The sequence below is a fragment of the Paenibacillus sp. FSL H8-0280 genome, from assembly GCF_045040665.1.
Lineage (GTDB): Bacteria > Bacillota > Bacilli > Paenibacillales > Paenibacillaceae > Paenibacillus > Paenibacillus xylanexedens_A.
In genome coordinates, this window is sequence record NZ_CP150296.1 from 6,389,611 (window position 1) to 6,402,830 (window position 13,220).

11 protein-coding genes are annotated in these 13,220 nt (G+C 49.4%); 4 read left to right on the forward strand and 7 right to left on the reverse strand.

Annotated elements, in window-relative coordinates; all coding sequences use genetic code 11:
• Positions 1-3: 3 nt before the first annotated feature.
• The 4 genes from MHI12_RS27865 to MHI12_RS27880 all read right to left on the reverse strand — a co-directional run bounded on the left by MHI12_RS27865 (position 4) and on the right by MHI12_RS27880 (position 3,757).
• Positions 4-1,068 (reverse strand): ABC transporter substrate-binding protein, encoded by a 1,065-nt coding sequence (locus MHI12_RS27865; protein ID WP_338707188.1) that lies wholly within the window; start codon positions 1,066-1,068, stop codon positions 4-6.
• A gap of 136 nt (positions 1,069-1,204) precedes the next feature.
• Positions 1,205-2,143: an ABC transporter permease gene (locus MHI12_RS27870; RefSeq protein WP_405170878.1), complete on the reverse strand. Its 939-nt coding sequence runs from the start codon at positions 2,141-2,143 to the stop codon at positions 1,205-1,207.
• Positions 2,140-2,952: an ABC transporter permease gene (locus MHI12_RS27875; protein ID WP_405170879.1), complete on the reverse strand. Its 813-nt coding sequence runs from the start codon at positions 2,950-2,952 to the stop codon at positions 2,140-2,142. Before MHI12_RS27875 ends, MHI12_RS27870 begins: the two co-directional genes overlap by 4 nt.
• Entirely contained in the window at positions 2,933-3,757 is an 825-nt protein-coding gene (locus MHI12_RS27880; protein WP_405170880.1) for an ABC transporter ATP-binding protein, read from the reverse strand. The genes MHI12_RS27875 and MHI12_RS27880 overlap by 20 nt, the downstream gene beginning before the upstream one ends.
• A gap of 522 nt (positions 3,758-4,279) precedes the next feature.
• Here MHI12_RS27880 and MHI12_RS27885 point away from each other — a divergent pair.
• From MHI12_RS27885 to MHI12_RS27895, 3 genes are all read left to right on the forward strand, one after another.
• Positions 4,280-6,505: a methyl-accepting chemotaxis protein gene (locus MHI12_RS27885; protein WP_405170881.1), complete on the forward strand. Its 2,226-nt coding sequence runs from the start codon at positions 4,280-4,282 to the stop codon at positions 6,503-6,505.
• A 119-nt stretch (positions 6,506-6,624) separates the two neighbouring features.
• On the forward strand, positions 6,625-7,626 hold the full coding sequence (moaA, locus tag MHI12_RS27890) for a GTP 3',8-cyclase MoaA (RefSeq protein WP_100528370.1): 1,002 nt from the start codon (positions 6,625-6,627) through the stop codon (positions 7,624-7,626).
• A 374-nt stretch (positions 7,627-8,000) separates the two neighbouring features.
• Positions 8,001-8,837 (forward strand): methyl-accepting chemotaxis protein, encoded by an 837-nt coding sequence (locus MHI12_RS27895; RefSeq protein ID WP_124116569.1) that lies wholly within the window; start codon positions 8,001-8,003, stop codon positions 8,835-8,837.
• 211 nt (positions 8,838-9,048) lie between these two features.
• Here the strand turns inward: MHI12_RS27895 and MHI12_RS27900 are convergent, their stop codons facing one another.
• Positions 9,049-9,657, reverse strand: coding sequence for a LysE/ArgO family amino acid transporter (locus MHI12_RS27900; RefSeq protein WP_405170882.1), 609 nt, complete (start codon positions 9,655-9,657; stop codon positions 9,049-9,051).
• Positions 9,658-9,792: 135 nt separating this feature from the next.
• Here MHI12_RS27900 and MHI12_RS27905 point away from each other — a divergent pair, with 135 nt between their 5' ends.
• Complete coding sequence (locus MHI12_RS27905) at positions 9,793-11,286, forward strand: PLP-dependent aminotransferase family protein (protein WP_405170883.1); 1,494 nt, start codon at positions 9,793-9,795, stop codon at positions 11,284-11,286.
• Positions 11,287-11,445: 159 nt separating this feature from the next.
• Here MHI12_RS27905 and MHI12_RS27910 read toward each other — a convergent pair whose 3' ends face one another.
• Together MHI12_RS27910 and MHI12_RS27915 are read right to left on the reverse strand one after the other, a co-directional pair.
• Positions 11,446-12,273 (reverse strand): carbohydrate ABC transporter permease, encoded by an 828-nt coding sequence (locus MHI12_RS27910; protein WP_047840740.1) that lies wholly within the window; start codon positions 12,271-12,273, stop codon positions 11,446-11,448.
• Complete coding sequence (locus MHI12_RS27915; protein ID WP_047840741.1) at positions 12,270-13,154, reverse strand: carbohydrate ABC transporter permease; 885 nt, start codon at positions 13,152-13,154, stop codon at positions 12,270-12,272. The genes MHI12_RS27910 and MHI12_RS27915 overlap by 4 nt, the downstream gene beginning before the upstream one ends.
• Positions 13,155-13,220 lie beyond the last annotated feature (66 nt).

Here is a 13,220-nt window from a genome sequence, read left to right on the forward strand (position 1 = left end):
CGCTTATTTCACCGCTTCTTCATAGATGCTTTTCTCCAGCGCTTCGTCCAGATTGGCGGCTTTTTTGATCAAGCCATAGTTCAGTGCAATATCTGCAGTCCGGGTAAATGACTCATCCACAAAGCTACCGACCTGCTGCTCCGTAAATCCTTCCGGGCGAATTAGCTTCGCAATCTCTTCCAGCATCGTTACCTGATGTTCACGAGTGGTGCTGCCATCCGTCACATTACTCATCACGATATCCACCGTTTCATCCTGTTGATCAATGGCGTAGTTCCAGCCTTTTAGAATGGCACGGGTTACTTTGACCGCAAGCTCACGGTTGCTGTCTACCCAATCCTTCTTGGCAATCAGCGTATCCTCCAGCATGCCAACACCGGCATCTTCAATGTTGAACACATCCAGATCGGATTCTTTCGTTCCACTTTCCAGTACAACGTGATATTCGTTATAGATTGTTGCCGTAGCCACATCCACCTGATCATTGAAAAACTGATCCATCGTGAACCCCTGCTTCACCAGTTCAATGTCTTTCTTCGGATCCAGGCCGTTCTTCTCCATAAACGCGAGCACCTGAAATTGCTGACTGCCGAACCAGGTACTGACCTTCTTGCCTTTCATCTGAGCGGGATCGGTAATACCTAGCGACTTCTTGGCGATCAAGCGATAACTACTCTTCTGTGAGATCTGGGCAAGCGAGACGAGCGGCAGACCGTTATCCCGGCTGACCAGCAGACTGTCCACTCCGGTGATCCCTACATCGGCCGCGCCATTGACCACCTGCTGCTCAATCACGATATCCGGCCCACCCGGAATAATCTCGGCATCAATGCCTTCATCTGCAAAAAAACCTTTTTCCTTCGCTGCATAGATCCCGGCAAATTGCGCCTGCGGTACCCACTTCAATTGAATTTTCACTTTGGTTAAGGGTTGATCTGCTTCACCCGCCCCTCCTGAACTCGCAGCAACAGGCTCAGCCGCCGGCTCGGACTTCGTAGAACATGCGCTCAGCATCGTAACAACCAACAGGACCAATACCAGCAAACCCGGCTTCAACGTTTTGTACATGTACAGAACAACCCCCTGTTTATATACGATTTTTCTAGCATCAGTCCGTGTTCAAAAAGTCTGCTTTTCAGTACCGTGGACTTTTTGAACAACCTCTATCAGGTATGACGATCTATGATTGGTACCCTGATGTACGTTAGTGATCTGTGCGTGCACGATTCCAAGGAATGAGTCGCTTTTCTGCTAGGACAACCGCTTCATACAATACAATACCGAGCGCGGCTGCAATGACAATGCAGGACCAGGCCAAGGGCATGTTCGCCAGTCGAATCTGATCCGAGAGCAAGTACCCCAGCCCCTGGGAGGCGATGAAAAATTCACCCACAATGGCCCCGATAATACTGGTCGACATGTTGATCTTCAGACCGGCAAAGAGGGAAGGCAGGGCATGAGGCAGTCTCAGCTTCCAAAAAAACTGCATCCTGCTTGCAGCAAGGCCACTCAGCAGATCACTGTACTGCGGCTGAATGGAAGTCAGCCCTTTGAACAGGCTGACAGCCATCGCTGCCATTGTAATCACCGTAACGACAGCAATACGCGACCAGATCCCGTCACCGAACCAATTGTTCATAATTGGGGCAAGAGCCACGATCGGAACCGCATTAAGTGCAGACAGAACCGTAACCGCAGCCCTGCCGCTTGTTGGAAAGAACGATGCACCTGCCGCTGCCAGAGCACCCAACAATGAACCGAGCAAAAAACCTCCCAGCATTTCGGTTCCGCTGTACATCGCATATCGAAAGAGCATGTTGGCATTTTCCTGAATGGATGCCGCGATCGCGGAAGGTACAGGCAGTTGGTAGCTTTCCAGCGAGAATATCCAATGAAACAACCTGAGTTGCCAGAGGGCGAGAAACACCACACCCGCCCCCCAAGGAAGCATGCTCAGTGCAATCGAGCGCCCGCGAACGCCGGTGTCCGGTATAGCCTTTCCGGCTTGTCCCCGTTGTCCATGAATTTCCGATCCGGGAGCAGCTGCCGTCTGTGAACCATTGAGGGGCGTAGCCGCGCCAGTTACAGCAGCAATCGCCACACCTTCATCACTTTTCCGGCTCAACACACTACCTTCACTCATGTGGTCTGACCTCCTTTGGCCCTGAATTCAGGCTGCCAAGGGGTTAGCCAACGTTCAGCCAGACTGATGGCCAGATATGAGATCAGGCCAATTCCAATGCTAAGCATGATGGTTGCCCAGAACATGCCAACTTGAGCATGGCCGTAATATAACGAACTGACCATCAGGACGCCGAGTCCGTCGGGAGCCCCCATCAATTCCACAACGATGGAGGAAGTCACCGCCAGCGGAGCAGCTATTTTCATACCGGAAAATAGTCCCGGCAGTGCTGAAGGCAGTAGACATTTGATATATCGTGCAGTCAGTGAAGCCCCACAGGAACGCATAAGCTCCAGATGCTCTGGTGCTGCACTTTTCAATCCTTTTAACGTATGAATGATGATCGGGAAGAAGGTTACATACGCCGCCATAACAATTCGAGCCCACTCCGCGTTGTGGATGATGCCGTATACGATTGGTGCGAGACCAATAACCGGAACCATCTGTGAGGAGACAACATATGGCGATAACGTGCGCTCCAGCCAGACAGCCGCGCTCATGAGCAACGCCAAACCCAGACCCAGCAGCGTTCCCCCTGCAAAACCAATGGCGGCATTGCCAAAAGTGACAGCCCCCTGTTCTGCGAGCGTACCCGAGTACCGAAAAAGGGCCGCAAGGACTTCGTGCAGATAAGGAAGGCGAGACGCGGCCTGCTGAGGTGACAGGAACAATTGGAGCATCCAGGCGGCTGCTTCCCACAGTACCAATACCGCTGTAATCCAGATGACAACCCATGAACGATAACCCGGTTTAAAGAATCGCAGGGACATGAGATTCATCACGCTCCTCGTAGAAGCAATTGCGGATGGTTGTAATCATGTGGTAGAAAGCTTCCGTTTCTCTCAGTTCACTATGACGTTCGGAAGGCAGATTGACGGAATGAATGGAATGTACTTGCCCCGGATGTGCCGAGAGCACGATGATCCGGTCGGACAGAAATACGGCTTCGGGGATGCTGTGTGTGACAAAGAGGAAGGTCTTGCCTGTTGAGCGCTTGATCTCAAGCAGCTCCAATTGAAGTTTTTCTTTGGTGAATTCGTCCAAGGCGGAAAAGGGTTCATCCATGAGCAGCAATGGCGGATCAAGCGCAAGTGCACGTGCAATGGATACACGTTGCTGCATCCCTCCACTGAGCTGCCATGGATAATGGTCGGCAAAGCGGGTTAGTCCTACCATTTCAAGCAGTTCACTGCTAATGCGGCGGCACTCCTTACGGCGGGTACCCAGCAGTTCCAAGGGCAATTCCACATTGTGACGAACGGTGCGCCAATCGAACAAGGCGGGTGTCTGAAAGACAATGCCGAACTGTCGCTGTAGTCGAGCCCGCTCAGGCTCCTGACCTGCAATGCGAACAGTGCCTGAGGTGGGCTGAAGTAGATCACCCACTAACCGGAGCAAGGTCGACTTGCCACAGCCGGAAGGGCCCAGCAGAGAGACAAACTCATTGGACTGGATCTGGAATGTAACATCCGACAAAGCAGTGACTTGTTGTATACCTGTGCCAAAGACAACGGACACATGATCTACATCAATATGGCAGGCTTCGGGGACTGTAGCTGAGGGTGCGGAGGACATGGGCATTCTCCTTTGTGGAAGTTATTTTCATTGCGCACAAGGCTGAATGGGAGGTTTATATACACGAACGTAACAGGTTTGCTTGTTAGATAATACTATATCGCTTTGGGCGGGGATTACATTATACAGTGTGTTTTGAGTATGGGCCTGTTCATGTTACACAATGTAAAATGAGATGCATTCTCAGATACAACCATGTGAGTTTTCCTTGTATTTAGCTAACATACATTTCAGTTAACAACAAACGCACGATCATTTGTATTTATTGAATAAATATTCGGAAAATATGACATATGCCCTCGTATTCTTGTCCATTTTCTTGTATAAAGATTGAATAGACGTACAAGGACTTCCACCTCTACGTGAGTCAAGGCTCCTGAATGATGAAGGCGGTATCACTATTCCGGATCAATCACCACGCAGGCTGGCTTCCTTTGTCACATATCACTTTGAAAACCACATATATAGGTCTATCCAAAGATCAGTAGAACGAAGCTTTCAAATCCAGAAATCGGGGTGGTCATGATGTTTGATTGGCTGGGATGGAGAAAAGGATTGCCGCTGTGGCGATCGTATCGGTTGAACGCACATATGAAGGAAGATGTGGAACAGATTTTTGAGGGAATTGCCGAAACGAGACGGCAGCTTATGATGGACTGGGCAGATGAACAATGGAATCACCTGGATCGTTTGCTTCAACAGATACAGTCGGTCCGATTACAGGATGTATTACAAGGTTCACAGCAACGAAGTAAACTAGATACATGGTTTCAATCCAGTTATATTCGAGCCGTAGACAGTACGGAGCTATTTATGCTGAACGAACAGAATCAGGTGGTATTCTCTACATATAAGAAACATATTGGACAGATCTATGAAGATTACGAAGCTTTAATTGGACCAGGATTGAAATACTCCAGAGCAGATCGTCAGGGCAAAAAATGCTTGTATGGTCCTTATTCTGATCCACTGACGTTGGATATTGGTCCACGCTCGTCCGCTTTTCACGATGATGTCACCTTGCTGTTTATCTCCCCAATTCTGCAGGAAGGTCGATATGTCGGTTCATTATGCAGCCGTGTTCCCGGGGATGTACTCGGTGACCTGATCCAACGAGAATCAGGTCATATCTACCCCGATTCCGGTGACAATTACCTCTTTATGGCTGAGTCGATATTACGGCCCCATCTGCAACCTGGCACCGCCTTATCCCGAAGCCGCTTCGAAGACCGTACCTTTACACATGGGGAAAATCTCAAAGATGGCGTCACCACCGAATGGGGTATCGTTTCCGTCAAGGAGCATACCGAACTGGAACTCATGTTCACTGACCCATCGACCGGAGAACTACACCCCGGAGTAGCAAACACCATTCAGAATGGTTCCAATCTGTTCGTAGCCTTTCCCGGCTACTCGGATTACCGCCATATTTCTGTGATCGGCAAAGGCATCACCTTCCAGCTGCCACACTGTCCTGATCGCTGGGGCATGATGTGTGAAGGGGATCTGGAGGAAGTGTATCGGATACGAAGCATTGGCTGCCGCCAGTTCAAGCAGCACAGTCTCTTCACGCTTTTGTCAGGCGTTGCAGGAGCCGCTCTTGTCTATGCCCTCACTGGTAGTGGTTGGAGTGCGGCAGCAATGGCCGCTTTTAATGTGTTATTCGGATTCTTCACTGCATTACAGCTGCATCGTAGCCAATATCGACGGGTTCATGAAGACTTGCGCCGCATCAGCCGATTTATTCGAATTAACGCCGAAGGCAGGGGTGATCTGACCCAGCGCCTGGACACGTCTGCTTTTGCCCAAGACGAATCGGGTGAACTGGCGAAGTGGATCAACAACATGATTGACTCTCTGGAAGGCATTATGTTGAAAGTACAACTCGCGACGGTAGACGTTATGGATAACCAGTATCAGATGCGAACTTCAACAGAGACAACCCAGGGAACGACTGAACGTGTGAACCACAAGCTTGGTTCGATGATTCAGGCCATTCGCACCCAACTGGAAGATCTCGACCAGGCCAGGATTGCTGCCGATCACATGCGCATAACGCTTCAACAACTGGAGACCTCTGCAACCGAACAGATCGGCGTGGCTCAGCAGGAAGTGGAACGAATCGGCGACAAAATGACCCAAATCTCAGGAGCGGTGTCCGATACCAACCGTACCATCCTGTCCTTCATAGATACCATGAAAGAGATTTACCGTGCACTGGCTGTCATTGATGAAATTTCAGCTCAGACGAACCTGCTCGCTCTGAATGCCACCATTGAAGCTGCACGCGTGGGCGAACATGGCCAAGGCTTCTCGGTCGTGGCAGGGGAAATCCGCAAACTGGCCGAATTATCCCGCTCTTCTACGGAAAATATTCATCAGATTCTGGACCGAATCTCAACGGCAGCAGGAGCGGCATCCCAATTAATCACAGAGGGTGATCAGGTACTGGCTGAAGGAACAACACTGGTTCAGGCCGCTTCTCAACTTCTGCAAAATGCTACCGCTGAAGAACCTGAGCGTACGCAAGTCGTGGATCAAGTGGTCATGCTGATGGAGAATATTGCTGCAATCAGCCATCAAAATCGGGCGACTTCTGCTGAGGTAGAAGCAGAGATGATGGAGCTGATCCGTGATATGTTGCAGGTTCAGCATTCTTCGCATAACGTGGAAGCCATTACGGTTTTCCTGCAACAACTCGTGGGACAATTCCATCTGAATCACCCCGCCAAAAATGCTGTCATCTGACGTCATCGTTGACGCGGATTGGAGAAATAGCTAAAATTTGATGCAACTGTTCCTTTTGAAATTGTCGTATCATTTATAATAGAAGATTTCCAATCTGAACCGATGAAAGGGTGGTCTGCATGGAACTGCTTCAGGATTCATTTGGCCGGATACATGACTACATCCGTATTTCTGTTACGGACCGCTGTAATTTACGCTGTGTGTATTGCATGCCCGCAGAGGGTATGGAGTTTGCTCCACATGATGAGATTATGAGCTACGAAGAGATCGCACAGGTGCTAAAGGTGCTTGCTCCAATGGGCATGCGTAAAGTTCGGCTCACTGGGGGCGAACCTCTGGTGCGCAAGGATCTGCACAAGCTCGTCAGCATGATCTCGGCGATTGACGGGATTGACGATATTGCCCTGACTACCAACGCTCTTCTGCTGGACAAACAAGCTCAGGCGTTGAAAGATGCTGGGTTGAACCGGATTAACATCAGTCTGGATTCCCTGCGCGCTGATCGCTTCTCCATGATTACCCGCGGCGGAGATGTGAACAAGGTACTGAAAGGCATTGAAGCTGCAACTGCCGCTGGCCTTGCTCCGATCAAGCTAAATGTTGTGCTAATGAAGGGTATCAACGATGATGAGATCAAGGATTTTATTGCAATGACGATTGATCAACCTCTTCATGTGCGTTTTATTGAATATATGCCGATTGGACAGGCTTCAGATTCATGGCGCAAATCTTATTTGCCGCTGGAAGCCGTAACAGATGTATGTGCTGAAGCAGGGTGGACGGTAGAAAATACAACAGGCCCTGCGGGCAATGGCCCATCACGCAATATGAAAATTGCGGGCTCCGAAGGCACATTTGGATTGATTCATCCCGTGAGCGATCACTTCTGTGACAATTGCAACCGACTTCGGCTGACCGCTGACGGACATATCAAAGCCTGCCTCTACTGGTCAGATGAGTATAATGTCCGTCGCTTCGTGGATGATCCAAATGCCATGGCGGCACTTTTCCTCAAAGCGCTGGGTACGAAACCGAAGAATCATGAGATGGCTCTGGCTTTGGAACAAAAAATGCAATCTCATACACCGACGGTACGCCGCATGTCCCAGATTGGCGGATAGCAACAGTACGCATATAACACAACCGCGCATTCCTGCGTATGGATATATATCTCCACCGTCAGGATGACCTCTTCACACAACGGATGAGGTAACGCTGGCGCGGTGAACCCTTAGGTAAATCAGCATTCATAATGTGAAGTGGAGCGTGTCATAAGGAATAGGTGATAACTAAAGCAGACAAGAACATCATGTTCTTGTCTGCTTTTTCGTTATATTTTCATAAATTTCTGAAAAACTCCAATTCTCCTGTTTCATTTGTTAAAAATTTAATTAATATACGTTATGCCCTTATCAGGCCTTCAAGATTAACCTCATTCTGACGATGTATACAATACATCTAGATGATACACATACATTATAGGAGCTGAACCTTATTGAACATCGTTGAAGCACTCGTTGCAGCAAGTCCATATTTTAAAATTATGCTGAAAGAACACGATATCATGATTGCGGTAACCGACACGGAGAAGTTCTGGTATTATGTTCCCAGCAATGAACTCGATCTGGGTATCAAGGCAGGAGACCCCGTTTCCCTCGATGACCCTACACTCCGCCGGGCGCTTATACATGGGGAAACTTCAGCGAACCGTATTGATGCAAAATTTTATGGTACATCAATCAACTCGGCGGCCACCCCACTTCGGGATGAACAAGGAAATATCGTGGGCACACTTGCCATTGGTTTCTCTCTTCAGAACGAGGAAAAACTGGAGTACTTCACTGAATTGATCGGCGGTATCAGCGGAAAATTAACAGATATGGTGCAGACGGTAGCCGCCCAATCCGAGCAATTGACGGCATCTTCCACGCAGATTTTGGATAATACCCGCATGGCTGTGCAGAACTCAGGCGAAGTGAACAAAGTCGCCGCATTCATCCGTGAAATCTCAGAACAGACCAATCTGTTAGGCCTGAATGCAGCCATCGAAGCAGCCCGAGCAGGTGAAGCAGGCGCCGGATTTAGCGTTGTTGCATCTGAAGTGCGTAAACTTTCTACGGGTACCAAAGAAGCTACGGTGAATATCGAACGTTCCTTGAAGGATGTTCAGCATTCCATTCAGCAGATGGAGCAAGAGATCACATCCATCTCACAGTCTAGCAGCCAACAGGCTGTGATGGTAACCGAGTTCAGCGAGGTCATTGATCAGTTGAACAGTGTAAGCCGTGATCTGAAAGTGTTTATTGAATCCATGCTGCTGAAGGCAGAATAGATCCGATTACGATGACCTTAACTCAAATGACTAACCATATATAAGAGACGCTACACCAAAGCGTTATCGAGCACTACATGTTCCAACTCAACTAACTAGATCAGCAGGTTATGCTGATCACCAAATTCAGCACTCATATTGAACTCCCTGCGCGATTAACGTCACGGGGAGTTTTTTTATTTTAAACAAGACGAGCCACATCACGGTCCTTCTATGAATAGATGAGCTTCCACAGCATCATAACCGCCAGTCCAACCATGACCACAGCGGACAACCGATTAAACACCAGACTGATGCGTCCAGTTCGATCCGTTCTGCCAATCACCCTGCCTGCGCCTGCAAGTCCCAAGAACCATATCCACGATACAGCCGCGGCTGTTAGGGCAAAATAGATGCGCTCCACCCCTTCATACTGAAGTGAACTGGTGCCAATCACGGCAACCGTGTCCAGCAGAGCATGGGGATTGAGTAAAGATACTGACGCGGCGAACGCAATCTGTCGCCCTGCTGACAATACCGTCTGGGAACCTTCCACAGATTCGGACGACCTCCAAATACTCCATGCCATATATAGCAGAAACAGGCTTCCTACTGCATACAACACATTCGCCAGAACTGGCCATCGCAGCAAAATGAGCGACACCCCTCCAACGGCTGCCCCGATCAACAACGTATCACTGATCCCTGCCGTTATTACAGCAGGCAGTGCATGTATATAACGCCTCTGGCTCATGCCCTGGTTAAAAATAAATACATTCTGCACACCCAGTGGCAAGATCAGGCCAAACGCCAGAATCACTGCGTGAATAACAACCTCCATCGTTCTTCCCCCTTATCTCTGTATTCCATAGTAGGGCAGATGATGGCCGACGTAACCAACCACTTGGATGGCATCAGACCCAACCAAATGATATAGTGTTTGTTACAAAGATAAACGGAGGTGATTCTGCCAGTTATGGAACGTTCTGATTCTCGGCTAAACATGGGGTGGAAGCCGAATCCCTCTCTCGACTTGCCCTTGTATCGCCAGATTGAAGCCTATGTTCGGCAGAAAATCACAACGGGCGAATGGTCAGCAGGATACCGTCTCCCCTCACAGCGAATATGGGCTGAGTCCATGGGCGTAAACCGCAGTACATTGGTCACTGCCCTTGATAATCTGGCCGCCGCTGGTCTGATTGAAGGCAGACATGGCGGGGGAACTTATATTTCCGGCTCCGGTTGGCATGGCATAGCTCATGGAGCGATGCCCAATTGGAACGAAGCTATTGAGGAGGGCTGGTATTATCCCAACCTGCCCGAGATCCAGCAGATTAATCAGGCTGAATTCCGACCTGGCATCATACGTCTTGGTACAGGGGAGCTTGCCCCGGAGCTGATGCCTCAGGATGCTTTTAACGACATTCTGTATGCCCTGTCCCATCGTTCTCGTACGCTCAACTACCTGGAACCTCAAGGAAGCATGGAGCTTCGTGAGGCTTTATCCGTCCATTTGCAGACGACTGGCATTCAGGCCTCTCCAGATTCCATACTGATCGTATCCGGCTCTCTTCAGGCACTGCACTTGATTTCGGTCGGACTTCTCCCTCGCGGATCAGCGGTTCTGCTGGAAAAACCATCGTATCTCTATTCGATTCACGCCTTTCAGTCGGCAGGGTTGAAAATGAGTGGCATCCCGATGGATGACGAAGGATTGCATATTGCACGTCTGGAGAACGCGGCGCAGCATGTAAAAGATCAAGACCACACCTCGCTTCTCTACACGATCCCGAGCTTTCACAATCCCACCGGCTCTGTCATGAGTGATCACCGTCGGGAAGAGCTGATGACCACCGCTCGAACTTTGGGCATCTCCATACTGGAGGATTCCGCCTATAGTGATCTATGGCTGGATACTCCTCCTCCCTCATCACTGAAGGCGCGTGACCAGGAAGGACGGGTGCTGCATATGGGTACCCTGTCAAAGGCAGTCAGTCCCGGACTGCGTCTCGGATGGCTGGTTGGGCCAGAGCCGGTCATTCGCCGTCTCGCAGATATCAAGATGCAGACCGATTACGGCACCAGTTCACTCGCCCAAGAAGCTGCTGCCCTGTGGTTCGCAGAAGGACATCACGCTGGACATATGGAACGCCTTCGCCCTGAACTTCGCAAACGAAGAGACTTCATGCTGGATCTGTTACAACAGCACTTTCATGGCATAGCGGAGTGGGAAATACCGGCTGGCGGTTTTTACATCTGGCTAAAATTCACTGTATCCCCTCTTTCTATCCGCCAATTGTTCCATACCTGTCTGGAGCAAAATGTACTTATCCACCCGGGTTATCTGTATGACCGGTTAGATGCGAGTCACATTCGGCTGTCTTATGCCTATGCTTCCCCTGATGAGATGGAACATGGGTTAAAACGCCTTGCAGGAGCTGTCCACAGGCTCATGGATTCTGGCTCCTGACTTCGACGAATACTGTTTCCTGATTTCATAACAAAAAACAGCCTTGACCTGGAAGGACCATGTCCTTCAGATCAAGGCTATTTGCGTAAGTTTCGTAAGTGTGTTCGAATACCAAAAGCGCGTAGTTACCGGCGAAGCTGAGGTATTCTTTTGAATGTTTTACCCCTTTACCGCACCCTCCGCAATACCTTCCATAATGAACTTCTGGAAGAAAGCATAGATCAGAATAACCGGAATCGCAGTCAGTACCAGGGATGACAGAATCAACGGCCATTCCTTGTTGTATTCCCCAAACAGCATGTTCGTGGACAGAATCAGCGTGTACCGATTCACATCGGTCAGCATGAGCAGTGGCAACAAGAAGTCATTCCAGATCCACAGGAAGTCCAGAATCGCGATGGTGACTGTGATCGGCAGCAAGAGTGGGAAGATAATCTGGAAGAATGTCTGGAACTCATTACATCCGTCCATCTGAGCTGATTCTTCCAATTCACGCGGAATGGACTTCACAAACCCGTGATAGAGGAAGATTGCCATATTCACGCCAAGTCCGATATAGATCAGGGCCAATCCGTACGTGCTTCCTTGCACCCCCATGCCTTTGGCTACCCGTGTCAGCGGAATCATGATCGAGTGGAACGGCACCAGCATGGATGCAACAAACAGGAAGAAGATCAGGTTGCTCAAACGTCCGGAGGTACGTGACAGCTTGTATCCCGCAAGTGAGGCACAGAAGACGATTCCCCCAATCCCCAGAAAGGATACAATTGCCGAGTTCATGGAACTGCCCAACAGATTGATTTTGTTAAACGCGTCCGAATAATTCTCCCAGTGCAACGTTGTTGGCAGCGCGAGAAAAGATTGGAACATCTCACCCTGTGTTTTGAAAGAGTTCACAACCGCCATGTAGATGGGCAGCATAGCGACGAGAGAGCCCAGAATCAGCAGCAGTCGAATCAGATAACTGTTCAGTCGTTGCATCCTCATGCTTCCACCTCTTTCTTCTTCATGACGGTGATCTGGATGAGGGTAAAGATGAGTACGATGATGAACAGCACAACCGATTTGGCACTCGCATAGCCGTATCTGAAGTTGTTGGAGAACGCTTCTTCATAGATATTCATCGTGATCACCTGCGTGGCCCGACCCGGTCCGCCACCAGTCAGTCCATACACCACTTCGAACACTTTGAATGCTCCGTTCAGCGTCAGGAAGAAACAGATGGTCACGGCATGAGTTATCATCGGCAACACTACATTACGCAGTACCTGGAATGCGTTGGCCCCATCAATAACAGCCGCTTCTTTGAGACTTTTCGGCACACCCTGGAGAGCAGCCAGATAGATGATCATCATATACCCTACACCGTTCCAGAGCGATACGATCAAAATGGAGTAAAATGAAAACTTCGGATCACCCAACCATTGCTGGTCGAGGAACGAAAAAGCCAGTTTCTCTGCGAGCTGTGGCAGCACCTGAGAGAAGATGAAGGTCCACATGAAAGCACTGATGATTGTACTGATCATGTTAGGCATGAAGAACAGCGTCCGGAAAAGCCCTTTGCTGCGCGTTCGTGACTCAATCAACACAGCGAGCAGCAAGGCAATTCCATTTTGCAGAATCAGCATAAATATTACATATTTCATCGTGAACCACAGAGAGTTCAGAAAGTCAGGATCTTCTTTGAACAATTCCACAAAATTGCCCAGACCGATAAAGCTGTAATCCTGATTAAGTCCGTTCCAATCCGTCAGACTATAGAACATGCCACTAAACGTGGGATACAGCAGGAAAATCGCATAGATGACAAAGGCAGGCGCAGTGAACGCGAGCAGTGACAGATACTTCTTGAACACATTCGTAGCCATTGGTTCTCCCCCTTTTCACTCGAAGCGGATGATTGTAAACGAGGGAACGAAGAACGTTCTGCCTGC

Bases quoted from the DNA above. Each gene is read 5' to 3' on its own strand.
- MHI12_RS27865 (WP_338707188.1), bottom strand. From the start codon at position 1,068: ATGTACAAAACGTTGAAGCCGGGTTTGCTGGTATTGGTCCTGTTGGTT.
- MHI12_RS27870 (WP_405170878.1), bottom strand. From the start codon at position 2,143: ATGAGTGAAGGTAGTGTGTTGAGCCGGAAAAGTGATGAAGGTGTGGCG.
- MHI12_RS27875 (WP_405170879.1), bottom strand. From the start codon at position 2,952: ATGTCCCTGCGATTCTTTAAACCGGGTTATCGTTCATGGGTTGTCATC.
- MHI12_RS27880 (WP_405170880.1), bottom strand. From the start codon at position 3,757: ATGTCCTCCGCACCCTCAGCTACAGTCCCCGAAGCCTGCCATATTGAT.
- MHI12_RS27885 (WP_405170881.1), top strand. From the start codon at position 4,280: ATGATGTTTGATTGGCTGGGATGGAGAAAAGGATTGCCGCTGTGGCGA.
- moaA (WP_100528370.1), top strand. From the start codon at position 6,625: ATGGAACTGCTTCAGGATTCATTTGGCCGGATACATGACTACATCCGT.
- MHI12_RS27900 (WP_405170882.1), bottom strand. From the start codon at position 9,657: ATGGAGGTTGTTATTCACGCAGTGATTCTGGCGTTTGGCCTGATCTTG.
- MHI12_RS27905 (WP_405170883.1), top strand. From the start codon at position 9,793: ATGGAACGTTCTGATTCTCGGCTAAACATGGGGTGGAAGCCGAATCCC.
- MHI12_RS27910 (WP_047840740.1), bottom strand. From the start codon at position 12,273: ATGAGGATGCAACGACTGAACAGTTATCTGATTCGACTGCTGCTGATT.
- MHI12_RS27915 (WP_047840741.1), bottom strand. From the start codon at position 13,154: ATGGCTACGAATGTGTTCAAGAAGTATCTGTCACTGCTCGCGTTCACT.